Origin of the sequence: Shewanella sp. 1CM18E (assembly GCF_023161665.1) — a bacterium.
Classification (GTDB): Bacteria; Pseudomonadota; Gammaproteobacteria; order Enterobacterales; family Shewanellaceae; genus Shewanella.
The window spans coordinates 94724-119824 of sequence record NZ_JALNTW010000014.1; the positions used below are offsets into that span (position 1 = coordinate 94724).

General features: G+C 41.9%; 22 protein-coding genes. 7 read left to right on the top strand and 15 right to left on the bottom strand.

What is annotated here, in order from left to right; all coding sequences use genetic code 11:
- Positions 1-47: 47 nt before the first annotated feature.
- Entirely contained in the window at positions 48-758 is a 711-nt protein-coding gene (gene hda, locus MSG37_RS16595) for a DnaA inactivator Hda (protein WP_248471772.1), read from the bottom strand.
- 74 nt (positions 759-832) lie between these two features.
- Entirely contained in the window at positions 833-1945 is a 1113-nt protein-coding gene (locus MSG37_RS16600; protein ID WP_248471773.1) for a DUF2066 domain-containing protein, read from the bottom strand.
- Between the two features lie 176 nt (positions 1946-2121).
- Here MSG37_RS16600 and MSG37_RS16605 point away from each other — a divergent pair, with 176 nt between their 5' ends.
- Complete coding sequence (locus MSG37_RS16605; RefSeq protein ID WP_248471774.1) at positions 2122-3378, top strand: uracil-xanthine permease family protein; 1257 nt, start codon at positions 2122-2124, stop codon at positions 3376-3378.
- A gap of 151 nt (positions 3379-3529) precedes the next feature.
- On the opposite strand, the gene MSG37_RS16610 is transcribed toward MSG37_RS16605, so the two are convergent.
- Positions 3530-3871, bottom strand: a complete 342-nt coding sequence (locus tag MSG37_RS16610; RefSeq protein ID WP_028768836.1) for a Grx4 family monothiol glutaredoxin — start codon at positions 3869-3871, stop codon at positions 3530-3532.
- A gap of 491 nt (positions 3872-4362) precedes the next feature.
- On the opposite strand from MSG37_RS16610, the gene sodB reads away from it, so the two are divergent.
- Positions 4363-4947: a superoxide dismutase [Fe] gene (gene sodB, locus MSG37_RS16615; RefSeq protein WP_248471775.1), complete on the top strand. Its 585-nt coding sequence runs from the start codon at positions 4363-4365 to the stop codon at positions 4945-4947.
- Positions 4948-5546: 599 nt separating this feature from the next.
- Here the strand turns inward: sodB and MSG37_RS16620 are convergent.
- From MSG37_RS16620 to zwf, 4 genes are read right to left on the bottom strand one after another with little or no spacing between them, the layout of a single operon-like run.
- On the bottom strand, positions 5547-6191 hold the full coding sequence (locus MSG37_RS16620) for a bifunctional 4-hydroxy-2-oxoglutarate aldolase/2-dehydro-3-deoxy-phosphogluconate aldolase (RefSeq protein ID WP_248471776.1): 645 nt from the start codon (positions 6189-6191) through the stop codon (positions 5547-5549).
- Between the two features lie 21 nt (positions 6192-6212).
- Positions 6213-8039 carry a phosphogluconate dehydratase gene (gene edd / locus MSG37_RS16625; RefSeq protein WP_248471777.1) on the bottom strand — a complete coding sequence of 609 codons (1827 nt, stop codon included), beginning with the start codon at positions 8037-8039 and terminating at the stop codon, positions 6213-6215.
- A 9-nt stretch (positions 8040-8048) separates the two neighbouring features.
- Positions 8049-8753: a 6-phosphogluconolactonase gene (gene pgl, locus MSG37_RS16630; protein WP_248471778.1), complete on the bottom strand. Its 705-nt coding sequence runs from the start codon at positions 8751-8753 to the stop codon at positions 8049-8051.
- Between the two features lie 8 nt (positions 8754-8761).
- Positions 8762-10234 (bottom strand): glucose-6-phosphate dehydrogenase, encoded by a 1473-nt coding sequence (gene zwf / locus MSG37_RS16635; RefSeq protein ID WP_248471792.1) that lies wholly within the window; start codon positions 10232-10234, stop codon positions 8762-8764.
- Between the two features lie 315 nt (positions 10235-10549).
- Between zwf and MSG37_RS16640 the strand changes: the two genes are divergently transcribed.
- Both MSG37_RS16640 and pyk read left to right on the top strand, forming a co-directional pair.
- A complete protein-coding gene (locus MSG37_RS16640) occupies positions 10550-11404 on the top strand; it encodes a MurR/RpiR family transcriptional regulator (protein WP_248471779.1) in 855 nt (284 codons plus the stop codon).
- Between the two features lie 184 nt (positions 11405-11588).
- Positions 11589-13028 (top strand): pyruvate kinase, encoded by a 1440-nt coding sequence (gene pyk / locus MSG37_RS16645; protein WP_248471780.1) that lies wholly within the window; start codon positions 11589-11591, stop codon positions 13026-13028.
- Between the two features lie 109 nt (positions 13029-13137).
- Here the strand turns inward: pyk and MSG37_RS16650 are convergent, their stop codons facing one another.
- From MSG37_RS16650 to MSG37_RS16665, 4 genes are all read right to left on the bottom strand, one after another.
- On the bottom strand, positions 13138-15417 hold the full coding sequence (locus MSG37_RS16650; protein WP_248471781.1) for an acyl-CoA dehydrogenase: 2280 nt from the start codon (positions 15415-15417) through the stop codon (positions 13138-13140).
- A gap of 5 nt (positions 15418-15422) precedes the next feature.
- Positions 15423-16070, bottom strand: coding sequence for a TetR/AcrR family transcriptional regulator (locus tag MSG37_RS16655; protein WP_248471782.1), 648 nt, complete (start codon positions 16068-16070; stop codon positions 15423-15425).
- Between the two features lie 281 nt (positions 16071-16351).
- The gene (locus tag MSG37_RS16660) at positions 16352-16684 is read right to left on the bottom strand and encodes a hypothetical protein (RefSeq protein WP_248471783.1); all 333 of its coding nucleotides are present in this window, start codon (positions 16682-16684) and stop codon (positions 16352-16354) included.
- A 71-nt stretch (positions 16685-16755) separates the two neighbouring features.
- A complete protein-coding gene (locus MSG37_RS16665) occupies positions 16756-16974 on the bottom strand; it encodes a DUF6500 family protein (protein ID WP_248471784.1) in 219 nt (72 codons plus the stop codon).
- A gap of 342 nt (positions 16975-17316) precedes the next feature.
- Between MSG37_RS16665 and MSG37_RS16670 the strand changes: the two genes are divergently transcribed.
- The gene (locus MSG37_RS16670) at positions 17317-19164 is read left to right on the top strand and encodes a M2 family metallopeptidase (RefSeq protein WP_248471785.1); all 1848 of its coding nucleotides are present in this window, start codon (positions 17317-17319) and stop codon (positions 19162-19164) included.
- 167 nt (positions 19165-19331) lie between these two features.
- On the opposite strand, the gene smrA is transcribed toward MSG37_RS16670, so the two are convergent.
- Positions 19332-19922, bottom strand: coding sequence for a DNA endonuclease SmrA (smrA, locus tag MSG37_RS16675; protein WP_248471786.1), 591 nt, complete (start codon positions 19920-19922; stop codon positions 19332-19334).
- A gap of 164 nt (positions 19923-20086) precedes the next feature.
- Here smrA and MSG37_RS16680 point away from each other — a divergent pair, with 164 nt between their 5' ends.
- Positions 20087-20677: an SgcJ/EcaC family oxidoreductase gene (locus MSG37_RS16680; protein ID WP_248471787.1), complete on the top strand. Its 591-nt coding sequence runs from the start codon at positions 20087-20089 to the stop codon at positions 20675-20677.
- On the top strand, positions 20658-21137 hold the full coding sequence (locus MSG37_RS16685) for a YchJ family protein (RefSeq protein ID WP_248471788.1): 480 nt from the start codon (positions 20658-20660) through the stop codon (positions 21135-21137). Before MSG37_RS16680 ends, MSG37_RS16685 begins: the two co-directional genes overlap by 20 nt.
- Before the next feature lie 29 nt (positions 21138-21166).
- Here the strand turns inward: MSG37_RS16685 and MSG37_RS16690 are convergent, their stop codons facing one another.
- From MSG37_RS16690 to MSG37_RS16700, 3 genes are all read right to left on the bottom strand, one after another.
- On the bottom strand, positions 21167-23341 hold the full coding sequence (locus MSG37_RS16690) for an EAL domain-containing protein (RefSeq protein ID WP_248471789.1): 2175 nt from the start codon (positions 23339-23341) through the stop codon (positions 21167-21169).
- A gap of 126 nt (positions 23342-23467) precedes the next feature.
- Entirely contained in the window at positions 23468-23755 is a 288-nt protein-coding gene (locus tag MSG37_RS16695) for a DUF406 family protein (RefSeq protein WP_248471790.1), read from the bottom strand.
- A gap of 72 nt (positions 23756-23827) precedes the next feature.
- Positions 23828-24319 carry a VC2046/SO_2500 family protein gene (locus tag MSG37_RS16700; protein WP_248471791.1) on the bottom strand — a complete coding sequence of 164 codons (492 nt, stop codon included), beginning with the start codon at positions 24317-24319 and terminating at the stop codon, positions 23828-23830.
- Positions 24320-25101 lie beyond the last annotated feature (782 nt).

A 25101-nucleotide genomic window follows, 5' to 3' on the forward strand; every position in this document is an offset into this window, starting at 1 on the left:
AAAGCCCTATAAAGAGCAGTGCTTTAAAACCTGTATAAAGTCTGATTTTAGAGTCGTAGCATCTCTTTAATAAATGGGATCGTCAGTTTTCTCTGATGCACCATAGAAGCTTTATCCAGCCTATCTAACACATCAAACAATGTTCTTAGGTCGCGCGCTAAACGATTTAATAAAAAGCGACCAACATCTTCAGGTAACTGTAAGCCTCTCATCGCAGCACGACGTTGCAATGCCGCTAGCTTCTCTTCATCAGCCATCGGCTGCAATTGGTAATTAAGCCCCCATTGCATCCGCGATACTAAATCAGGCAAAGAAAAACCACTATCACTTGGTGAAACACTCGCGCTCACGATTAATGAACAGGTTTTTTGCTCTGAAATGCGATTATAAAGATCAAATATTGCTTCTTCCCATAAAGGATGGCCGGCAATCGCATCAACATCGTCGATACACACTAGGTCAAGTTTTTCTAAACCTTCTAAAAGCGCGGTAGAAATACTGGCATGGATCCCTAATGGAATATAAAAACTGCTACGACCAAGATCATTAGCATGGGCACAAGCTGCATGCATTAGGTGGGTTCGACCGGACTTCTCTGGCCCCCATAAAAAAACGGCACCATCAGACTGGCCTTCCGCACAATCTTGTAAGCTTTTAATCAGTTCATCATTACCTGCAGCAGGATAATAACTATTAAAGGTTTCATCATCAGGCAGATGAACTGGTAGTGATAATTGTAATGGAGAGTTTAACTTCACTCAGGGACTTCTCACAGGGCGCAACATTTCTATTTAAGGCACACATGTTAGCATGTGTGCCACTTGAATGGGAGTTATTGACCTTTCCAATAATAGATCTGGGTCTCTTTCTGAGGCTGTTCTACCGGGTCAAAAGACGAATAATTGCTATTTTGTTCACTTAGCGAGTTTATTACATCAATTCTTGGATCCAACGCCATGAGTCTGTGAAGATCAGCCTCATCACCAAATAGGTCTATATTGAACTCAACACTTTGCCCTCGAATGTTCGCAACCCGCGCAGATTTTATCGCACTTAACTGACTTAAGTAGCGCTCTATCGATACCAATTGCTGCATTTCAGCGACATCAGTAAACATAATAGTAGTGCTATTTTTTTGACCTGAGTCAGCAACAGCGTATTGACCGACATAATATTCACTCGTTGCAGCGACTATCGCCTTTACGGCCTCTTCCATCGAAGGTGCTTCACCGCTTTGGCTTACTAATGATGTCATCTGTAGTGCTTGTGGCGCTTTTTCTCTTGGATAAAGATCCATTTGATAACGATACACTGCTCCTTGCTGTTCAATCGTTGCTAGAAGTGAATAGTTTGCTTGGTATCTTAGTGATGCACTGGCAACGTTATCTGCAAAGCGGCCGCGAATATCATTGACGCCAACACGCATGGCATCATCTAAGTCCATTAGTGGGAACAGTAAAGGGACACCTTTAGCATCTGATTCTTGATTGAAAGTTGTCCGGCTGACGGTATCTGACGCGTCATTTAAAATTTCTCGTTCACCATTTTCACCAGCAACCAACCACACAATAGTCAATGGTCGTTGTTTGCCCCAAACCGGTAACCCCGCTTCACGCAGTAATGCAATGATGCGTTTATGATCAAAATTGACCTTAAGAAATAGTTCGCCATCTTCTTCAAAATAACCATATTGAGTCATTAACGAACTAGCACTACCTAACTGCTGCTTAATTCGCTCATTAATCAACGCACTTTGAGTGCCAGAGTTTTTCAGGATAACGTTTTCAAAAGCCTGTTTAATTCCTTGGGCTCTTAGCGTTGTTGAACGCGATTCTATCGGTACAATGCCTTCATCCAATTGCTTCACTTCTGCTGCTAAAGCAGTTGCCGTGAAGCCGTTAAGAGAGCAAAAAATAACACAAATACGTAATATGAGTTTCAACATGTTTTCTTTTCATAGACGGCTCAGTTAATAAAATTGTACCACATATTCTGCCAATAATTATTGGTAAAACCGCTAGTTCAGATTAATAGCTTGGACAAGTTATTTGCACTAGTTCACAGCCAAGTTTAAAAATACCAGTTAATATTGATAGGTTTACTTAAAATAAGAGAGAAAAAATGAAAAATCTGACCATGCCTTTGCAAGGAGCGCAAATGCTGTTCGTCGCCTTTGGCTCATTGGTATTAATGCCCTTGCTAACAGGCTTAGATACAAACGTTGCACTATTTACTGCTGGTATTGGTACATTATTGTTCCAGTTGGTCACCAAGCGTCAAATCCCTATCTTCCTCGCATCTTCTTTTGCATTCATCGCCCCTATTATGTACGGCGTACAAACTTGGGGGATCCCATCAACCATGGGTGGCCTTATGGCTGCGGGTTTGGTCTACGTAATTCTAGGCGCTATCATCAAAGTCAAAGGTGGTGGCTTTATTAAACGCTTATTACCACCAGTTGTTGTTGGTCCGGTAATTATTGTTATTGGTTTAGGCTTAGCCCCTGTTGCTGTAAACATGGCCATTGGTAAAACAGCTGATGGTAGTATCGCGCTTGTTGAACAAAATACGGCATTAATCATCTCTCTAGCATCACTCTTTACTACCATTGCTGTCGCCATATTTGCTAAAGGCCTGCTAAAACTTATGCCAATCCTTGCTGGTATCAGTGTCGGTTATAGCTTGAGTTTAGCTTTTGGTATTGTGGACTTTACTCCAGTAAGAGAAGCGGCTTGGATTGCTTTACCAAACTTCGTTGCTCCTGAATTTAACTGGCAAGCTATTTTATTTATGATCCCAGTAGCTATTGCCCCTGCAGTTGAACACATTGGCGATATTCTGGCAATTTCTAACGTAACGGGTAAAGACTACCTTAAAAAGCCAGGTCTGCACCGCACTCTGACCGGTGATGGTGTAGCAACAATCGCAGCATCTGCATTTGGTGGACCACCAAATACAACGTACTCAGAAGTAACAGGCGCTGTAACGCTAACTAAAAACTTTAACCCAGCAGTGATGACTTGGACCGCTATTACCGCCATTCTATTCTCGTTTGTTGGCAAGCTTGGTGCACTATTACAAACCATTCCAGTCCCTGTCATGGGCGGTATTATGTGCCTACTATTCGGTTCAATTGCTGCGGTAGGTTTGAACTCATTGATCAAAAATCACGTGGATATGAATGAGCCACGTAACTTGAGTATTGTGGGTGTAACCTTAGTATTTGGTATTGGCGGTATGGCGTTTGGCATCGGTTCTTTCAGCCTAACCGGTATTAGCCTTTGTGGTATCGTAGCCATTGCAATGAATTTAATTTTGCCAGACAACGCTGCATCACATGCAAAAATTGTTAGCGATGAATTAAATCCACCGTCTTAATTCTTCATGCTTTATTTAGGCGCTGTAACAAAGCGCTTAATATTAACAATTCTGTTTATAGAGAGTCGATATTAAGCACTAAATCATAGCCCAACAAAAAGCCCCTAATGGTTGACGCCATTAGGGGCTTTTTTACAGCTAACACTTAAGCTTATGCTTGGTCGTCTTCTGTTTTGTATTTAGCTGCAGTTTCTTTGATAAGAGTTTGCAGCTCACCTTTTTGGTACATTTCGGTCAAAATATCACAACCGCCAATTAGCTCACCTTCAACCCAAAGCTGTGGGAAAGTCGGCCAGTTAGCGTATTTTGGTAGTTCAGCGCGGATATCTGGATGCTGGAGGATGTCAACAAATGCAAATTGCTCTTCGCAATTAATCATGATTTGAGCAACTTGAGAAGAAAAACCGCAGCTTGGTAACTTTGGTGAACCCTTCATATATACGATAATTGGATTTTCGGCAATTTGCTGCTTGATCTTTTCTACTGTTTCCATTTTTCTTTCCTGATTAAAACTTCATTACAGAGGTTCATTGTACGCCAGTATTCAGCAGAACAAAAACCTACTTTTTACAGGGATAATATCAATACCAATAGCATTAGTAATTTAATCAATTCAGAAGCGCTCAAGCTTTTCAATTCAAGGCGCATGGACGACAGAATGGTTATTCCCTTGTGAGACCATGCAAAGCAGAAGTGGAATGCTTGAGCGCTTCCCTCTGGGTGGGCTTCAAAGCACTGCATGCTGCGCCAGAAACTCTCGATATAGAATAACTATTAGCTTCAAGTTCCCGACTTGCCTTCAGTGCTTTGAATTCCCGCTGAATGAACAGATTATTAATGCAATTGGTATAATAGAAATAAACGATTAAGTTAATCGCTCAATTGCAAGAAACAATGATACACTTCACAAGTTTATTAGGTAAAATGTTCCGCAGTGAGCAAGAACGCACAAAATAACAAACTAGAAGTTTACGGAGAAAACTAATGGCTTTTGAATTACCAGCATTACCATACGCAAAGAACGCACTTGAGCCACATATCTCAGAAGAGACCATTAACTACCACTACGGTAAGCACCACAACACTTACGTTGTTAAGCTTAACGGTTTAGTTGAAGGTACTGACCTTGAGCAAAAGAGCCTAGAAGAGATCATTAAAACCTCTACTGGTGGTATCTTTAATAACGCAGCTCAAATCTGGAACCACACTTTCTACTGGAACTGCCTATCTCCAAATGGTGGCGGTGAAGCTACAGGTCCAGTTGCTGATGCAATCAATGCAGCTTTCGGTTCATTTGAAGCATTTAAAGCACAGTTCACTGATTCTGCAGTGAACAACTTTGGTAGCGCTTGGACATGGCTAGTAAAGAATGCCGACGGTACTGTAGCAATTGTTAACACTAGCAATGCAGCAACACCACTAACTGACGAAGGTGTTACACCAATCATGACTGTAGACGTATGGGAACATGCATACTACATCGATTACCGTAACGTTCGCCCTGACTACCTAGCTCACTTCTGGGAACTGGTTAACTGGGAATTTGTTAACGCAAACTTCGAAGGTTAAGCAAACCTTTAAAGGGCGTCTATTTATATCAGACCAACCTTATAAGATTTGAAATCAATACCGCTCATTATGAGCGGTATTTTTTGGCTAATTTTAGCTAAGCGACATATAAATAATGGTTAAACCAATCAATTAATTTGAAGAGTTTAACAAGTGCTTTTGTCTAAGGAGCTCACGCCTGACTCAAAACTGCCCTATAGAGGTAATCCATAAAAGACCCGAGTAGATAAAAAGCTTGAAGCTTAGGAGCAAGAGGCAAACATTGAGGTTTGAGGATTTATTTGTTGTGGGCAGTCACTATTAAGCTCGCTAAAAGAAAAAGTGCAGCGGGAGCTATGCTCAACTTATAAAATCAGAAATAGCGCTTTAAAAGTCAAAGCTGGCTAACTATCAGCATTATAAAGGCTCAATATTAGAAAAAGTTTAGTATTCGCTAGATATAAAAAATCCGAATACCAACGGCATTCGGATTTAAATTTTGCTTTGCACTGGGTTGCTTTTAAATAAAAGCAATTACCAGCTAAAATGTAGCGAACTCGATTATTAACAAGTTATTGGCTTAAACTTAAGTTTTTATACCAAAATACTTATTTAAGCACTTATTTTAGTGCGCCAATCGCTTCTTTACATAATGCTGTAATGCGTTCCCAGTCGCCCTGCTCCATTGCATCTGTTGGTGCGATCCAGCTGCCACCGATGCAATCAACATTCTTAAGTGCTAAATAATCTTTATAGCTACTTGGTGTAATACCACCTGTTGGGCAAAAACGAATATCAGCTAATGGGCCAGAGAATGCTTTAAGCGCATTCACGCCACCAGATGCTTCAGCAGGGAAAAACTTGAAGTTGGTGTAACCGAGCGCCATGCCTTTCATTACTTCAGAAATACTTGCCACACCAGGAATTAGCGGAGTATTGCCCGCCATCGCAGCTTCTAACAACTCAGTTGTAGCGCCAGGCGTGATCACAAACTGTGCGCCAGCATTAACTGCTTGCTCTAGCTGTGCTTTGTTCAAGATAGTGCCTGCGCCAACTAAAGCTTCAGGTACTTCTTGAGCAATCTTCGTAATAGCTTCTAAGGCACAATCGGTACGAAGTGTCACTTCTAGTACTGAAATACCGCCAGCAACCAGTGCTTTAGCCAATGGTACAGCATGTTCGATTTTATTGATCACCATTACAGGAACAATAGGGCTGCGTTTAAAAATATCTTGTGGTTGTAATGACCAGTTATTCTCAAGCATTGCGTTACTCTTCCTTAAAGATTAATAAATTTCATCGATAGCACTTGTGCTACGAGCGCCCGTTTCTGGGCTGCTTAGGCTTGAACGTAGAGCGCCAAACAACTCTCTACCCATGCCGTAGCTAGTTTTGTGCAGGTCTACTTTTTCAGCAACACGTGCATTTAACTCTGCTTCATCTACAAGTAGTGATAATTCACCTGTTGTAGCGTTTACACGAACAAGGTCGCCATTGTGGATCTTGGCGATTAAACCACCATCAAGGGCTTCAGGGGTTAAGTGAATGGCTGCAGGTACCTTACCTGATGCGCCAGACATACGCCCATCTGTTAGCAGTGCAACTCTAAAACCGCGATCCTGCAAAGTACCCAAAATCGGCGTTAGTTTATGCAGCTCTGGCATACCAACCGCTTTAGGGCCTTGACCTTTGACGACTACAACACAGTCTTTATCTAGCTCACCGGCTTTAAAGATTGCTTCAAGTTTATTTTGATCATCAATAACAACCGCTGGCGCTTCTACAATGCGATGCTGCTCTTGCACTGCAGAGACTTTAATCACCGCGCGACCTAAATTACCTTTAAGTAATTTTAAGCCACCATTGTTTTGGAATGGCTTATCAAGGGCTGTCAGCACTTCAGGATCTAAACTTGTTTGCGGACCGTCAACCCAAGTTAGTTCACCATTACGGATCTGCGGCTCTTGGGTATAACGCTTAAGACCAAAGCCTGCCACCGTATCAACATCTTCATGCAGTAACCCACCATCTAGCAATTCTTTGATTAAGAACGCCATACCACCAGCTGCGTGGAAATGGTTAATATCAGCGTGACCGTTAGGGTATACGCGTGCAAGAAGTGGTACAGCATCTGAAAGCTCAGAGAAATCATCCCAGTTAACAATAATGCCTGCCGCGCGAGCAGCAGCAACAATATGCATAGTTAGGTTAGTTGAACCACCTGTTGCTAGTAACGCAACGATGCCGTTAACAACTGATTTTTCAGACACGATTTGGCCAATTGGTGTGTACTGAGTGCCCATTTCAGTTAAGCGACAAACCTGCTTAGCAGCGGTTTTGCTCAATACATCGCGTAATGGGTCGTCAGGGTTTACAAAAGAAGAACCCGGTAACTGCAGCCCCATAACCTCAAGCATTAATTGGTTACTGTTTGCTGTGCCATAGAAAGTACAGGTACCAGCACTGTGGTAAGACTTAGATTCAGCATCTAACAACGCTGCTCTATCGACTTCACCTTGTGCATATTGCTGACGAATACGGGCTTTTTCTTTGTTTGGTATACCTGATTTCATTGGGCCAGCAGGCACAAATAACATAGGTAAATGACCAAAGCTTAACGCGCCAATGAGTAGGCCCGGTACGATTTTGTCGCAAATACCTAACAGCAATGCGCCGTCAAACATATTGTGCGATAAACCAACCGCAGTGCCCATTGCAATCACTTCACGGCTCAATAAGCTAAGTTCCATGCCTGGCTGACCTTGAGTCACACCATCACACATAGCAGGAACGCCACCCGCGACCTGAGCAACACTGCCGATTTCATTACACGCTTGCTTTAACATATCTGGGTATTCACCATATGGCTGGTGAGCAGATAACATGTCGTTAAACGATGTAATAATACCTATGTTTGCTTTGGTTAATTGCTTAATCGCATTCTTATCGCTTGGGTTACAAGCGGCAAAGCCATGGGCTAAGTTACCGCAACTTAGTGCGCTACGGTGAACACCTTTATTTTTAGCATCATCGAGCGCCGCTAGGTATTTAGCGCGAGAATCTTTGCTTCGTTCAATAATTCTGTCTGTAACAGATTGTACAACGCTGTGCATAATTACTCCTTAAGCGCTCCAGTAAACATCAACAGGTGTTTTGCGCTGATCCAATACTGCACGGATAGGCATTTCACGGCTGTCTTCGTTTGCTAGTGCTTGTCGGTAAACATCTAACTTCTGCTCACCAACGATATGTAAATAGATTTGACGACTTGCTAAAATCGCAGATTTAGAAAGCGTGATCCGAGCATGTGGTGCATTACCTGGTTGAACAGATGCACATAGATCGCTGGTTGTAAACGCATGCTCAAGTTCCGCAGCTTCTGCGCAAGGGAACCAAGAACATGTATGACCGTCGTTCCCCATACCCAATACCACAACATCAAACGGCTTTGGAAAACTACCAAGTTGCTCGATTGCCATGTCGCAACCTTCTTGTGGTGTAGAATACATATTTTTCAAGCCACGAAACTTTGCGCTTGCAGCTCGATTTTTCAGTAAATTGTTTCTAACTAAACGCTCATTTGAGTCGCTATGTTCAGCGCTCACCCAACGCTCATCAGCAAGAGTGATATACACATCACTCCAATCAATCGCTTTCTTGCTTAACAATTCAAATAGCTTCAGTGGCGTCGAGCCACCGGAAACGATCAGGCTTGCCTTACCACGCGCATCAACCGCTTCTTGTAGTTGGTTAGCGATACGTTCAGCAAGTTGAGCTTCAAGTGCATCTTTATTATCGAATGATTTAAAAACCGTTTCTTTAATCATGCTTTCCCCTACTCGTCCCAAGAACGACCGTCTTTAGTGATTAGCGCTACTGAAGCAACTGGGCCCCAAGTACCTGCAGGATAAGGTTTTGGTTTTTCGTCAGTTTCTTCCCATGCTTGAATGATGCCATCGACCCAGCTCCAAGCTTGCTCAACTTCGTCACGGCGTACAAACAATGCTTGGTTACCTAACATTGCTTCAAGCAGTAGACGTTCATAAGCATCTGCAATACGTTCATTTTTAAACGTCTCTGAGAAACTTAAATCCAGTTTCGTGGTTTGCAAGCGTTGCTTTTCACCCAAACCAGGTACTTTATTTAGCATCTGGATCTCAACACCTTCATGAGGCTGCAGGCGAATAGTCAACTTGTTTGGTGGCAGGTTACGGTAGTTTGAGCTGTAAAGGTTGTGCGGTGGGTTTTTAAAGTACACCACAATTTCAGAGCTCTTAAACGGCATGCGCTTACCACTACGCAAGTAGAAAGGTACACCAGCCCAACGCCAGTTATCGATATCAACACGCAGTGCAACAAAAGTTTCAGCATTCGACTGAACGTTTGCGCCCTCTTCTTCTAGGTAACCAGGAACAGGCGCACCTTTTAAGAAACCTGAGCTGTATTGACCACGAACAGTGTTCTCGTAAATATTGTCAGCGTTAATAGGACGCAGTGATTTAAGGACTTTTACTTTTTCATCACGAATATTGTCAGCATCTAAGTTTACCGGTGGATCCATTGCAACCAATGTCAAAACTTGTAACAAGTGGTTTTGGATCATATCGCGCATCTGACCGGCTTTATCGAAGTAACCCCAACGGCCTTCAATACCAACTTCTTCAGCAACAGTTAGCTGCACGTGATCAATGGTGCGGTTATCCCACTTAGATGCAAATAAAGAGTTGGCAAAACGCAGAGCTAGAAGATTTTGAACCGTCTCTTTACCTAAATAATGGTCGATTCGGTAGACTTGATTTTCTTCGAAGTAAGCAGAAACTTGGTCGTTAATAATGCGAGAAGTAGCGAGATCAGAGCCGATTGGCTTTTCGAGAACGACACGAGAGTCAGGATAGATAAGATTTTGTTCATGCAGGCAACGACAAATGTCACCAAAAATAGCTGGCGGAGTAGCGAAGTAACTCACCATAACCCGCTTTTCTGGCTCTAAAATATCATGGAACGCTTGATAGCCATCAGAAACAGTGAAGTTGGTGCCAATATAATGGCAACGGTCCAAGAAGCGATTCTTGGTCTCTTCGCAGAGGCCATCTTTTACAAATGTCTCTAATGCGGTGGTAACCAACTCGCGATATTCTTCTTGGCTAAAGTCATCTTTTGCAACGCCGAGGATTTTCGTATCGACATTCAGTAAATTTGCTTTATCAAGTTGGTATAAAGAAGGTAGTAACTTACGTTTCGCAAGGTCCCCTTTAGTCCCAAATAGAACAAAATCACAAGCTTTGGCTTCTGGTGTTGTTATGCCCATAGCTTCAAAATCTCCTTTTGACACTGTGCCTCATCATTTTTGACGAGAATTCACACATTTGTTGTAATATAACAACACAATTTAGTAATTGCATCTAAATTTTATAATAAACTTCAAGTTAGCGTATTAGCTATGTTACGCCATAATCTGATATGCTTTTGTGATAAAATTACTAAAATTTATCGTGTTTGTACCTGTTGTCATTATAAATTAATGTTGGCGTCAACGCTGCGGAAATAATAGGCCTTTGACGACAACAAAAAAGCTGTGATCAAAATATAATAATCTACATTAATACTGAGTGGACGTACGCATATGAATACCCTCGAAAAGGTGCAAAAAAGCCTTACCCATTTTAGTAAGTCTGAACGCAAAGTTGCAGAAGTTATTTTATCTTCGCCTCAGACAGCCATTCACTCAAGTATTGCCACCTTAGCTAAGATGGCTGATGTGAGTGAGCCTACCGTAAACCGCTTTTGTCGTCGTCTAGATACAAAGGGCTTCCCTGACTTTAAACTTCACTTGGCACAAAGCCTAGCCAATGGTACGCCTTATGTAAGCCGCCACGTTGAAGAAGATGATAGCCCAGATTCTTATACCACTAAGATCTTTGAATCTTCTATGGCATCACTTGATACCGCTAGGCAAAGTATCGACACTGCGGCAGTAAACAAAGCGGTTGATATATTGACCCAAGCTAAAAAAATCTCATTCTTTGGTCTTGGTGCTTCAGCCTCTGTTGCTCACGACGCGCAAAATAAATTTTTCCGCTTTAATGTTCCTGTCATCAGTTTCGACGATGTTCTTATGCAGCGCATGAGTTGTATCAATAGTAACGAAGGTGATGTTGTGGTGCTTATCTCCCACACTGGCCGCACAAAGTCACTGATTGATATAGCTAAACTGGCTCGTGAAAATGGTGCTGCAGTCATTGGTATTACCGCGCGAAACTCACCACTTTCAACAGTGTGTACACTTCCTGTAACAATGGAAGTGCCAGAAGATACTGATATGTATTTACCAATGGCATCACGTTTAGCACAATTAGTTATAATTGATGTGCTCGCCACAGGATTTACGTTAAGACGCGGTCCGCGTTTCCGTGAAAACCTCAAGCGTGTTAAAGAAGTGCTGAAAGAGTCTAGAATCGACAAAGATCCAATTATGTAACTGACTTTCTGCTTCATTTGCGGCAATTTGGCGCTCACCAAATTGCCCTTTTAACGAATAATGTGGGAATACGTCACAAAATTAAAAACTTGAGACAGAACAATTTATTCGTAATTTTACTACATAATTGGTTATTGTCTGATAATATAGGGTTAGAATTTTTTAAAACTTAACGGAGTATCTCATGTTCCGCAGAACCAAAATTGTAACAACTTTGGGTCCAGCCACTGACCGTGATGACAACTTACGCCGCATTATCGCAGCCGGTGCTAACGTTGTTCGTTTAAACTTCTCTCACGGTGCACCAGAAGATCATAAAAAACGCGCAGACGACACTAGAGCAATTGCAAAAGAGCTTGGTCTACATGTAGCTGTTTTAGGCGATCTACAAGGCCCTAAAATCCGTATTTCAACTTTCAAAGACAACAAAAAGGTCATGTTAACGCTTGGACAAGCGTATACCCTTGATGCTGATCTAGCCAAAGGCGAAGGCGATGAAACTCAAGTTGGTATCGACTATAAAGAATTGCCACAAGACGTCAGTCTTGGTGATATCTTGATGCTAGATGACGGTCGTGTGCAATTACGAGTTGAAAGCGTTGACGGTAACAAAGTTCACACCACAGTAACGGTTGCAGGTCCTTTATCAAACAATAAAGGTATCAACAAACAAGGCGGCGGATTATCTGCTGCAGCGCTGACTGAAAAAGACAAAGCCGACATTATCACTGCTGCACAGATTGGTGTTGACTACTTGGCTGTATCTTTCCCAAGAAGTGGCGCAGATCTTAACTACGCTCGTGATTTAGCCCGTCAAGCTGGTAGTAACGCACTGATCGTTTCTAAAGTAGAACGTGCAGAAGCAGTAGCAACTGACGAAGCAATGGATGATGTGATTATTGCATCTGACGCTGTAATGGTTGCCCGTGGCGACTTAGGTGTTGAAATTGGCGACCCAGCCCTTGTTGCAGTACAAAAGCGCCTAATTAGCCGCTCACGCCAATTGAATAAGCCTGTGATCACAGCGACTCAAATGATGGAGTCAATGATCTCTAGCCCAATGCCAACTCGCGCAGAAGTGATGGACGTTGCAAACGCAGTTTTAGACGGTACTGATGCTGTGATGCTAAGTGCAGAAACCGCTGCCGGTGACTTCCCTGAAGAAACCGTAAAAGCAATGGCAGAAGTTTGCCTTGGCGCTGAATCTCACCCAAGTGTGCAAGTGTCCAAGCACAGACTTGATCAGCAGTTTACAACGATTGAAGAAACTGTTGCACTGTCGACTATGTACGCAGCAAACCATTTAGAAGGCATTAAAGCAATTATCGCTTTAACAGAGTCAGGCGCGACACCGCAATTGATGTCTCGTATTAGCTCTGCCCTACCTATTTTTGCACTGTCTCGTCATGAGTCTACATTGGCAAAAATGGCACTATACCGTGGTGTTAAGCCTGTATACTTCGACTCTACCGCTCACGCTCCAGAAGCCGTAGCTCAAAAAGCATTAGAGACTTTATCTCAAGCAGGTTACCTACAAAAAGGTGATATGGCGATGATGACAAAAGGCGATGCTATGGAAACTGTTGGCGGCACAAACACCAGTAAAGTGGTTGTAGTTGGCTAAGCAATGACAGCTTGTCTGCAGTAAGCGTTTGACAAAAAGCATTGATAAAAAAGGTACGCAATTGCGTACCTTTTTTATATTTATTGAGTCGTCTTTACTTTAGACGATATTAAAGCTTCTCAAAATCATCGACATTAATCGCAGCAAGTCTTAGCGCATCTGCAGCAACCAATTGTTGATGTTCCTCTGTGGTAATAACCGCAATCTCAAGCGCCGCATCAAACAAGGCTAAAGGAGGCAACTTAGCGAGTGTCCCCTCTTTTTGTGCTTGTTTAAGCTTTTGATAAAGCCCTTTGCAGGCATGTTTAGCAATAAATGCATTTTCAACATCGGCAATGCCACTGGTGTCGTCGGCAAAGTCTGGACACAGGTGAGTCAATCTATCACGAGCGGGTGATGGCTTACTCATTGCTTCAACTAAATCAATAGACTGCTTGTCAGTAGCATCTTTAAAGCGATTACCAAACGGGAAGATTAATACCCGCAGTAATAAAGCTACGCCGCGATTAGGGAAGTTACGGATTGCTTCATCTAACGCTTTAGCTGCTAAATGTAATCGAGTTGCCATGGCATGGCGCACCGCTGGTAAATCATCAAACTGACGACCATTATCTTCAAATAGCTTTAGGGTTGCAGAGCCTAGGTATAGTTGGCTTAATACATCGCCTAAACGCGCGCTCAGCATCTCTTTTCGCTTTAAGTCGCCACCTAAAATAAGCATAGAAACGTCAGTCATAAAGGCAAGGCCTGCAGAAAGGCGTGTCATATCTTTATAATATTGCTTTGTTTCACCACTGACTGGCGATTGGCTAAAGCGGCTCCCGGTTAATGCATTACCAAATGCACTAAAAGCATTTCGAGTGGCGTATCCGATATGGCCTAACAGCAACGCATCAAAGCGTTCAATTGCCGCTGCGGTATCTTCCATTGCCGCAGCTTCCATTTCAGCCAAAACGTATGGATGACAACGAGTTGCACCTTGACCAAAAATCATCAGACTTCGAGTAAGGATGTTTGCGCCTTCAACAGTAATTGAAATGGGTAGCGCCATATAACCATGACCAAGATAGTTTTTAGGCCCCAGCTGAATACCTTTACCCGACTGAATATCCATCGCATCGTCAACTACTTTGCGACCAAGCTCTGTCATATGGTACTTGGCGATAGCTGTCACTACTGATGGCTTAACTTTTAAGTCAATACCTGTGGTAGTTAAACGTCTTGCAGCCTCTAGCTGATAAGTATTGGCGATAACACGAGCAAGCGCCTCTTGCACACCTTCAAACTGGCCGATTGGCAAGCCAAATTGCTGGCGAACCACACTGTAAGCGGTTGTTGTTTTTGTGGCCATATGGCCTGATGCTGTTGACAACGCAGGCAACGAGATCCCGCGACCTGCAGATAAGCATTCAACTAACATACGCCAGCCGCGGCCAGCATATTGTGGGCCCCCAATGATCCAATCAAGTGGAATAAACACATCTTCACCTTGAGTTGTACCATTCATGAACGCTAGATTTAGCGGGTTATGACGACGGCCAATTTTAACCCCTTGGTGATCAGTTGGGATTAAGGCGCAGGTAATGCCAATATCTTTTATATCACCTAGTAGCCCATCGGGATCTGACATTTGAAACGCAAGACCAAGTACATCTGCGACTGGTGCAAGCGTGATATAACGCTTATTCCAGTTAAGCTTTAGTCCAAGGGTTTCTTCACCATTAAATTCCTGACGGCACACAACACCGGTATCAGGGATCGCGCCTGCATCACTGCCGGCTTCAGGGCCAGTTAACGCAAAACAAGGCACCGCTCGTCCATCGGCAAGTAATGGCAGCCAATGATCTTTTTGCTCTGTAGTACCATAGTGAGTCAGTAATTCACCTGGGCCTAAAGAGTTAGGCACCATAACTGTCACTGCAGCGCTAACGCTGCGACTGGCGATTTTGCTGACAATAGTCGAGTTTGCGTAAGCAGAAAATGCTTTACCGCCATACTTTTTCGGAATGATAAGCGCAAAAAAGCCTTCTTTCTTAAAGTATTCCCATAGCTCTGGTGGTAAATCTTTTCTTTCATTAACAATGTCGTAGTCGTCAATCATTGTTAATGCAGTCATGACTTGATTATCAATAAAGTCTTGCTCTTCAGAAGTGAGAGTCGGCTTGCCATAACTATGCAGTACTTGCCAGTTTGGCTTACCTTTAAATAGTTCAGCTTCCCACCAAACATCACCCGCTTCCATCGCCTCTTTTTCAGTGTTCGATAGTGGTGGTAATACCTTTTTAAAAAAACTAAAAACAGGACGCGTGATTAACTGCATCCTGATATTTTTAACACTGAATACAACGACTATTGCGATAAGCAACAGTATCAATAATGTCGTAGCCATAATTTTTAGATTACATCCTTAGTAAGTGGGACTGACACGCCCGCAGATAAATACGGAATTACTTTCCTAATAACCGCTTCAATATCATTGTGCTCGCCAAAATCAGCTTCTGCAATCTCTGTGAGTGCATCAGCTGATGCCATGGTGAATACAACCGTACCTAAGGTAAAGTGTAATCGCCAAAACATTTCAGCAGGTGGAATATGTGGCGCACTTTCTGCCACAGCATTAACGAACAAACCTAAATATTCACCATAGTGAGTGGTAATAAACCAGCGAAGATGACCTTGGCTTTCGATATAACCGCGACCTAATAACTGCAAAAAGGTTGTTGTGCCTTCAGCGCGTAGTTGATTTAGATCCAGCAAAGGAGCAACCAAGGTAGAAAAAATGGCATCTAATGAAGCATCTGCATTTTCTTGTCTAACTGCCACTATTGCATTTGCAGCAGCAGGCATAAATACATCAAGGTAACGGGCTAACACCGCTCTAATCAGCTCTTTTTTCGAGCCAAAATGGTAGTTTACAGAAGCAAGGTTCACTTCAGCTTTACTTGTAATTAGTCTTAGTGAGGTTTCTGAAAAGCCTCTTTCTGCAAATAATTTTTCCGCAGCGTCCAGTATTCTTGTTTTTGTATCGGAGCGATTTGCCATTCCGTTGCCTTTATATCTATTTTAAACACTCGTTTAAATTAAACATTCGCTTTGTGCTTGTCAAATTAAATACCTTTTATATAAGAATAAACTGACTTATGAGATAACTAATTAGACTCACTCGGAATAACAACAAGAAAGATTTTGTTTGTGATTGAACACCTAGCAGATCTTCGACAAAGCAATTAACAAGCTTTGGCATTGACCCATGCACAATCTTTTGCAAAACGCTAAGCAAAAGACTCAAATGTTACCTAGCAGAAATGAACTCATTTATAGGGTTAGAGCGACTCCATTGAAACTGAAATTACCGTTTCAGTTTCATCAAGCTTTAAACACAAGCCACCAGCATACAAACAACCTTCTTTCTTAAATGGTTTCAAACCGTAAACGTCTTCGACTAACGTATTTTCGGCCGTTGCCAAAGGCTCACCTATCAGGTTCTTATTAGCGACTATTAGCGCCTGCTCGAGCATTTTAGTGATCGTTTCGTAACTAGCGTTGTGATAAGTAAGCGTTACAGCATGGTCAACTTTGGTATGGAAGTAGTTCAGAAACCAGAACAGGTTAGAAACGATTAGTAAGGTCAACATCATCACTTTGCTTTTACGCATAGTTATTCTCTTTAGTGGCGCTCTAGTTTTGTCATTAACTATCAAAGGTTGCAGCAGTTTGATAAAGAATTTTATAACCCTTGTTTAACCATAGTTATGATCTTGTGAGCCTTTTCGAAATGATCGAGTTGATGAGTTTCAATCCACCATGTTGCCGCTTCCATTAGTAATTGTGGATTATCATTTTTGTTAGCAAAAAACGCATAAAATGAAACGCCTACATTATCCCCTTTTTGGCTAATCTTCTTAGTACAAACCTCTATCATTTTACTTCTTAAACACTCACGCATTACTAATATTGCTCCCTTATTCCCTATGTAGCCTTACTTAATATCCATTATTGAAGTTGCCTTGCCTAATATCCGCAATTAAAACAATATTTTTCGCTAGAGTAAAATTGGCTTGCTATCAATTAGCGATCCGCCTCCTATCAAATTTCCTTCAAACGACCTGAAATTAACGTATCCGTTATCTGAAAATTCTTCACACAGAACATGCTTGTTACCGATTATCCGTAAACAAACACCTTACTAGCTAAACGCAAAAGCAGAGAGAGCAGCCTACAGCAAAACTATGAATTAGTAACAAAGTAAGTAAAATAAGCAACACAAAAACAACAAAGGGATTAAAGAATGAATAACAGCCTCGCCAAGGTGGCCACTGTGTCAAAACTTTCGGCACTGATTGCCATAGCGCTAAGTACCTCAGCCTGTAATAAAACAGAAGCTGAAACGAGTAGTGTAAAAGTAGATAAAACTGCGGAAGCTAAACAGTTTATTCAAGATGCTGAATCAACGATGGCTGAGCTATCAATTGAAATTAATCGTTCTGAATGGATTTACAGCAATTTTATAACTGAAGATACTGCTGCACTTTCAGCCAGTGTGGCAGAGAAATACACCGCTAAATCGGTTGAACTAGCCACTCAATCAGCACAATACGCTGACCTTAGACTTAGTAAAACAGATAAGCGTAAACTAAACATTCTACGCAGCTCTATCGTATTACCCGCTCCTTTAGATCCCGCTAAAAATGCTGAACTTGCAGGGATCACTTCTGAATTAAACGGTTTATACGGTAAAGGTAAGTACTGTTTTGAAGATGGCCGCTGTCTAACTCAGCCTGAGCTTTCAGCGATTATGGCTAATTCAAAAAATCCTGATGAATTACTTGAGGTTTGGCAAGGTTGGCGTGCAATAGCTAAACCTATGCGGCCGCTATTTGAAAGAGAAGTAGTGCTAGCTAATGAAGGCGCTAAAGATCTTGGCTATGCCAATTTATCTGAACTTTGGCGCAGCAACTACGATATGAAAACCGATGAGTTTTCAACTGAACTCGATCGCTTATGGGGCCAGGTTAAGCCATTGTATGACTCACTTCATTGCTATGTTCGTGGCGAACTAAATGAACAATACGGTGACGAGGTTGCACCGGCAGATGGGCCTATTCCTGCCCACTTACTGGGTAATATGTGGGCCCAGAGCTGGGGCAATATCTATAATCAAGTTGCACCGCAAGATGCCGATCCAGGATATGATGTAACAGAGCTTTTAGCTAAACATAATTACGATGAAATTAAGATGGTAGAGCAAGCAGAAAGCTTCTTTACCTCACTAGGGTTTGAGCCATTACCAGACACTTTTTGGCAGCGCTCTTTGTTTGTCCAGCCTGAAGATAGAGATGTAGTTTGCCACGCATCAGCTTGGGATCTCGATAACCTCGACGATATTCGTATTAAAATGTGTATTCAAAAAACGGCAGAGGACTTTACCGTTATTCATCACGAATTGGGGCACAATTTTTATCAACGCGCCTACAAAAATCAGCCTTTTATCTTTAAAAACAGTGCTAACGACGGTTTTCATGAGGCAATTGGTGACACAGTTGCACTTTCAATTACACCTAACTATTTAAAACAAATAGGCCTGTTGGATGAAGTACCCGATGCTTCAAAAGATATTGGTTTATTACTAAAACAAGCGTTAGACAAGGTGGCCTTTATGCCATTTGGTTTAATGATTGACCAATGGCGCTGGAAAGTATTTAGCGGTGAAATTACTCCTGAACAATATAACCAAGCATGGTGGGAACTGCGAGAGCAATACCAAGGGGTTAAGGCGCCAATCGCACGTAGCGAAGCCGATTTTGATCCAGGGGCTAAATATCACGTACCGGGCAATGTTCCTTATACCCGTTATTTCTTAGCACACATCCTGCAGTTCCAGTTCCACAAATCGTTATGTGAGATCGCTGGCGATACGGGGCCTGTGCATAGATGTAGTATCTATGGTAATAAAGAAGCCGGCGCTAAGCTCAATACCATGTTAGAAATGGGTCAAAGCCAGCCATGGCCTGAAGCGTTAGCTGCAGTTACGGGCACTAAAGAGATGGATGCCAAAGCAGTACTTGATTACTTTGCACCACTGCAAACTTGGTTAGATGAGCAAAACAGCGTAGCTAACCGTCAGTGTGGTTGGTAATAATCTTGAGTGTATATTAATAGCTAGCCTTATTAGCAGCTGATCAGCTAGGTTGATTTACAGCGAAGCTCACTCGATACTTAATGGCCATTGATATCAGTAAGACTCCATACTAAAAAGCCGTTTTACTATTAAAGTAAAATGGCTTTTTTAGTTAACAATAAACATTAGCGAACATTTACGCCTTTATGGTTGGTCTCTTTGGCTTCGATACGCTTTTGCTCTGACTTTGCCAACATCACATAGAGCGCGCCAGTGCCACCGTGTCTTCGCTGCGCAGAATGAAATGCCAACACTTCGTCTATCTGTTCAAGCCAATTAATAACAAAGGATTTCATCAATGCGGGGAAAGGCTTACTTTTAACACCTTTGCCATGAATAACCATTATATTGCGCTCACCACGCTCGCGGCCAATCTGGATCTGCTGGTACAACGCTTCTCTAGCCTGTTGAGGTTTAAGCATATGTAAGTCAACTTCAAATTTACACGGATAGCCGCCTAAACTTAAACGATGGAAAACCTCATCTTGCACCCCATCACGCTTAAACTCTACCATCGCATCGGGCTCACTTGCCGTAACAAGATGTGGCTCTAACGTAAGCCGCGCCAATTGCTCGCTCATTTGCAGTTGCTTTCTACGAGCATCTTGCGCCTCTGTAGAAACCGCTTTTTCACTAACCGTTGTTGTGGTGTTACTCTTAAGTGGTTGTACGCCAGCCATTTCCTCTAGAAAAAGGCTCATTTCATCATCACCCATAATGTCTCCACTTAGTGCCACTTTTAAACGTTATCACAGCTTAAGCTCCCTAAACGTACTTACCTAAAACATGCGGTAACACATCTTGTAAAGATCTAATACTTTAGTTCACCCAAGCCATCTATTATAGTGTTAATCATTATATTCTTAGTGTCTCCTATTACATGCTTAAAAAAGTTTCAACCGCGTTTACATTATTCAGTTTGCTCTATTTCAGCGCACTACAAGTCGCTGTTGCAGATGATAATGAAGCTCTCAATGCGGTATATAATCAGTTTAGTCAGGCTTTTAATGATTTAGACGCCAATAGAATGAAATCTATTTATTCAGAAGATGCTTGTTACATTCCTGAAAACCAAGGCGAAGAGATCACTATCGGCCGCGATAAAATCGTTGCTTTGTACGAAACCTTTTTTGGCAAAATTAAGCACAAAAATGCCAAAATTGAAGTGGACTTTAGAGTCATTGAGCGAAATATCATCGGTCGCAGTGCCACAGATGTGGGTTACTACCTAATTCGCTTTCATCCTCCGTTAGATAACGGTGAGCCTAGCAGTGAATTTGCAGGTAAATTTGTTGGCGTATCTAAAAAGAAACAAGATGGAAAATGGTACTTAACGGTTGATACTAATAACCGAGCAGAAGCATCGTTTTATTTTAATGCCAAACCTAGCCCAAACCTTTATTATGGGCGCCAATTCCCATCAATCAGCCAAAACTCACTGCCTAAACATAATGACAAACCCGAACATTGATCCACAATCCCTTTGCCCTTGCTGCTCAGAACGTACTTATAAAGACTGTTGCCAGGAATTTCATTTACTTAAGCAGCTACCGCAAACACCTGAACAGTTAATGCGAAGTCGTTTTTGTGCGTTCTATTTGGCGCAATATCCATATCTAATTGCTACCCACCACCCAGCCTATTTAAATGGGTTAGCAGAAGCAGATCTTGCCAAGGAGCCTTTGCCAGACTGGCTAAGTTTGGACGTGATAACAAGTTCAGAAAAAGGTCTAGCAGGCACGGTAACTTTTCAAGCTTGGTATCGGCTTGATAATGAAATTGACGCTATTCATGAGTGCTCTAGTTTTGTAAAACTTGATGGGCGTTGGCTGTATACTGAGGGTGTACAAAAATCGACAGTTTTTCCTAAACGCAACGATCTATGTGTTTGCCTAAGTGGCAAAAAGTTTAAACAGTGCTGCTCTCGTTAGCATGAGTTGAGATTTTTATTAGGCATTGATTAATGTATAGCGGCTTTATTACTTAAAAAGTCGCTAAATTCAGACACCCTCAGTGCAGGGCTATATAAGAAACCTTGGGCTTGATGGCAAAAATGTTCAGCAAGAAACAACTCTTGCTCCTTAGTTTCCACACCTTCAGCAGTTAATGAAATATTTAGCGCCGATGCCATAGCAATAATAGCACTAACAATCTCGCGACTTTCATGGCTTACTGATAGATCTGAGATAAATGAACGGTCAATTTTAAGTTTACTAATTGGGAACTGTTTTAAATAGCGCATCGAGCTATAACCGGTACCAAAATCATCAATCGCTAAGCCTACTCCAAGATCTGCTAATTCATTACACAAGTTGGTCGCGGAGCGAATATCTTCCATTAACTCAGTTTCTGTAATTTCCAAAATTAAACTATGAGGTTTTAACCGATAACGAGTAACTAACTCCCAAACCTGCTCAAACAAACTACCACTGAAAAACTGCCTTGCCGACACATTAACATGCATAGAGATATCAATTTGATGTCGTTGCCAAAGGTTAAGCTGCTTACAGGCTGCTTCTAATACCCAAGAACCAATGTCGTTAATTAACCCTGACTGCTCGGCGATATCAATAAACGCACCGGGATAAAGCACGCCCTTTTTCGGATGGTGCCAACGGATCAAAGCTTCTGCACCAATATATGCTTGTTTCTTCAAATCTTTTAACGGTTGATAATAAAGCTCAAATTGACGCCCTTTTATAGCCGCGACCAGATCGCGTTCAATTTGTGCATCTTCTTTAAACGCATTAAGCAATGCGGAGTTGAAAACCTGAATCGCCCTACCTTGCTTGCTTTTAGCATACTGCAACGCAATATCGGCGCACGTCAGCGGCGAAAACAACTGCTCAATTGAGGTTAAATCGACTCGGGCTAGTGCAGGTTTAGGCTCAACTTGTTCAATGCCTATGGTGACAGGGGCTTCTAGTTGACGATAAAGGCGCTCTGTGGCTTCTTCAATTAATGATTCATCTTTTTCATTTTCAAATAAAATTGCAAACTCATCACTGCCAATACGCGCAATTTCCGATAACTGGTTTATCTCCGCGAAATGCCTGATCCGTCTTGCGACTTCAACCAACATCACATCACCATTGGCATGGCCATAAGTGTCGTTAAAACGCTTAAATCCTCGTAAATCTATAAGCACTAAATGTCCAGTGTTTTGCTTTTCAAGGACTCTGCTGAAATGAGTACGATTAAACAACCCTGTTAAACCACAGCGCCAAGCAAGACGTAACAGCTCTGTTTGATGATTATGTTGTTCGGTACAGTTTTCAGCGTTAACAAGTGCAAAATGGTTGCCACGCTCTGAAATAAAACTTTTAACTCCCAATCTCATCCAGTATGCACTGCCATCGTGACGCACAAGATTGATCTCTTCTTCAGAGCTTTCACCATTACGGGCTTTATTTAAGACTTGCTCGGAAAGATTTGGGTATTGCTTAAAAAAGTCTAACACCCTAACTTTACGGCCAACAATGCGCTCTTTTTCTACTCTTGTTAGTTCAAAATGCGCTTTATTCACATATTCAATGCTCTCTGTCTCTAGGTTAACAATCATCATTATTTGGTCTGATTGTTCTGCCGCAGACAGAAATAAGGTTATTCGTTCATCCTTATCGTAGCCGTACTGAGTCGCTAACGTTAATGCTAGCTGATCGGCTACTTGAGAACATAACTGCACTTCACTGTCATGCCAAGGTTCCGCCGCCTCTGTGCGCTCTAAACTTAACAGCCCTTCAAGATGGCCATTAATGCGTATAGCAACCTCAAGAACTGAGCTCACTCCTTGCTGTTGGTAATATTCACGCAATTCAATTAAGCGATTATCCTGCAGGCAATCTTCAGAACTAATATGGCGCTCGCCAATAAGTTGTTGAATAAAAGCAAAACTGGCAGACGGGGTTGGACGAAAAACAGCTGATGGGTGGGGAACGACTGAAGTAGAAAGACGGGTTATTTGTTCTAGTTTATCATCTAGATGACAAAGTGCAGACACCACAACGCTAGATACATTAAGCTGCTGAGTAAGCAGTTCTGCGGCAATCTGAGCTGTTGCTCTAAAATCACCTCGCTGCTTAGCTTCTGAATTAACAATGTATTCCAACAACTGTTGAGATTTCTGCTTCTTCACACGTTATCCTGTTAAGGTAAACATTTGTTCACCAATCGCTCTTATTAAACTCAAGCGTTAATTATATTTTTATAGGGTACAAGATTACACGAGTTAACGTATTTTCAGCAAGTTATCAACAGTCGATTACAGACCGTTTTCAAGCTGAAATATCATTTTTTCAGCACTACACGAAAAAGTAATGTTTACCTTAGCGCTATCTGCTGCAAATTCAGACTCTGCCGTTACTGCATCAAAGCGACTTTGGGCTTTGGCGATAACGTCATTTGCTAATTGCTGACAATTCTCACCATTTAACTCAAGCTCTAATACTGTATCAAATTCATCAATTACAGCACCTACATCGACAAAGCTACCACAGTCAGTACACGTATCATTCACTAGGGCTGATTGTGCTTGTTGAATATTTTTCATCTTAAATTAGTCTCTACTACAATAATGAACGCCAATTATATATCAGCAAATCAAAATAAAGCAGGATCATCTTCAAGCTTGCGCAATAAACTCACTCATTTTTCGTTGCATTTGTAGCTGATCAACAAAGTGGGTTAACTGTACCTCGGGACTCGTTGTTATTTGTTGATATTTATTACGAACATTAAGCTCGCAGTTAGCTAAAACTTGTTCCATCTCAAGCGCTTCATTTCTGCGGATCACCAAAGCTTCTTCATCCAATAGATTGGCTAAACGAAACGCTGTAGCTCCTGCTTGATGGTAAATCTGGCTGTTGTTAGTACAAAGTTCATCTTTATCCAATTGGTTCAATAGTGCTTGCGGCGCAGGTAAGTCAAACTTAGCTCTAAGATCGGAAGATTTATGACTCTGAGTTTGAAATTGTGCCATATCACGAGCATCAGCTGACAATAAAGAGAGTAATAGGCCAAACTCACCCCGTCGGTTTGAGCCAATCGCATGATTGAGTCTCGTACCTAGCTGTGATTCATTGACTAAAACACTATTTAGCTGAACAGCACTCATATTGACCAAAAATAAACCTATTAAACAACTCGTTGTAAGTTAATCGACTGCTTAAACGATTACTTTAGGCTTTATTTCGAAATCAACGGTTTTAGGCTGATTAATTTCCTCTTTGTTTAGAACAATCATCGCAACACATCGTATTGATGTCCCTTGGTAGCAAGACATCCCTATCACGGGGATCACCTTATAAGAAATGGGTGTAAGAATAACTGAACACAAAATAATGAAAGCAAACATGAAAACAAAGATATGTAGGCTGAAATAACTATTGAAATTATACCAAGCCTAAAGACCCCTTAAACATTACTTGGCAATAACCGCTGTTTGAAATTGCTCACGTGGGATTTTAGGAGGGTTTCCGGCTGACATAATTAACCCAGTTGTAATTTGTATTTTCAAAACATACCTGACAATTCAAATCCCTTTCATATAGAAAGCCAAATAACTTAATGGTCAAAATCAGCAAAAGCTGCAAGCGGTTAGATTTTGACTAATTAAGTGATTGCGAGATTTTTCGCTCAAACTAGGCTCAGACTAGTATGGCTCAATAATCACCCACGTCAGCAGCTAATAACTGAGCATGTTGGGCAAGAATGCATCTATGAAACAACTCGTTGTAAGTTAATTGAGCAAACAGGCAGTTATTTCATATTTAGGCTTTACAGCAGAAAAAATTCTGACTACTATTGCCGCCGCAATTGAGGAGGGGTTCCCGAGTGGCCAAAGGGATCAGACTGTAAATCTGACGGCTCAGCCTTCGAAGGTTCGAATCCTTCTCC

Excerpts from the sequence above, each read along its gene's own strand:
- MSG37_RS16600 (WP_248471773.1), bottom strand. The coding sequence starts at position 1,945 with ATGTTGAAACTCATATTACGTATTTGTGTTATTTTTTGCTCTCTTAAC.
- MSG37_RS16605 (WP_248471774.1), top strand. The coding sequence starts at position 2,122 with ATGAAAAATCTGACCATGCCTTTGCAAGGAGCGCAAATGCTGTTCGTC.
- MSG37_RS16610 (WP_028768836.1), bottom strand. The coding sequence starts at position 3,871 with ATGGAAACAGTAGAAAAGATCAAGCAGCAAATTGCCGAAAATCCAATT.
- sodB (WP_248471775.1), top strand. The coding sequence starts at position 4,363 with ATGGCTTTTGAATTACCAGCATTACCATACGCAAAGAACGCACTTGAG.
- MSG37_RS16620 (WP_248471776.1), bottom strand. The coding sequence starts at position 6,191 with ATGCTTGAGAATAACTGGTCATTACAACCACAAGATATTTTTAAACGC.
- edd (WP_248471777.1), bottom strand. The coding sequence starts at position 8,039 with ATGCACAGCGTTGTACAATCTGTTACAGACAGAATTATTGAACGAAGC.
- pgl (WP_248471778.1), bottom strand. The coding sequence starts at position 8,753 with ATGATTAAAGAAACGGTTTTTAAATCATTCGATAATAAAGATGCACTT.
- zwf (WP_248471792.1), bottom strand. The coding sequence starts at position 10,234 with ATGGGCATAACAACACCAGAAGCCAAAGCTTGTGATTTTGTTCTATTT.
- MSG37_RS16640 (WP_248471779.1), top strand. The coding sequence starts at position 10,550 with ATGAATACCCTCGAAAAGGTGCAAAAAAGCCTTACCCATTTTAGTAAG.
- pyk (WP_248471780.1), top strand. The coding sequence starts at position 11,589 with ATGTTCCGCAGAACCAAAATTGTAACAACTTTGGGTCCAGCCACTGAC.
- MSG37_RS16650 (WP_248471781.1), bottom strand. The coding sequence starts at position 15,417 with ATGGCTACGACATTATTGATACTGTTGCTTATCGCAATAGTCGTTGTA.
- MSG37_RS16655 (WP_248471782.1), bottom strand. The coding sequence starts at position 16,070 with ATGGCAAATCGCTCCGATACAAAAACAAGAATACTGGACGCTGCGGAA.
- MSG37_RS16660 (WP_248471783.1), bottom strand. The coding sequence starts at position 16,684 with ATGCGTAAAAGCAAAGTGATGATGTTGACCTTACTAATCGTTTCTAAC.
- MSG37_RS16665 (WP_248471784.1), bottom strand. The coding sequence starts at position 16,974 with ATGCGTGAGTGTTTAAGAAGTAAAATGATAGAGGTTTGTACTAAGAAG.
- MSG37_RS16670 (WP_248471785.1), top strand. The coding sequence starts at position 17,317 with ATGAATAACAGCCTCGCCAAGGTGGCCACTGTGTCAAAACTTTCGGCA.
- smrA (WP_248471786.1), bottom strand. The coding sequence starts at position 19,922 with ATGGGTGATGATGAAATGAGCCTTTTTCTAGAGGAAATGGCTGGCGTA.
- MSG37_RS16680 (WP_248471787.1), top strand. The coding sequence starts at position 20,087 with ATGCTTAAAAAAGTTTCAACCGCGTTTACATTATTCAGTTTGCTCTAT.
- MSG37_RS16685 (WP_248471788.1), top strand. The coding sequence starts at position 20,658 with ATGACAAACCCGAACATTGATCCACAATCCCTTTGCCCTTGCTGCTCA.
- MSG37_RS16695 (WP_248471790.1), bottom strand. The coding sequence starts at position 23,755 with ATGAAAAATATTCAACAAGCACAATCAGCCCTAGTGAATGATACGTGT.
- MSG37_RS16700 (WP_248471791.1), bottom strand. The coding sequence starts at position 24,319 with ATGAGTGCTGTTCAGCTAAATAGTGTTTTAGTCAATGAATCACAGCTA.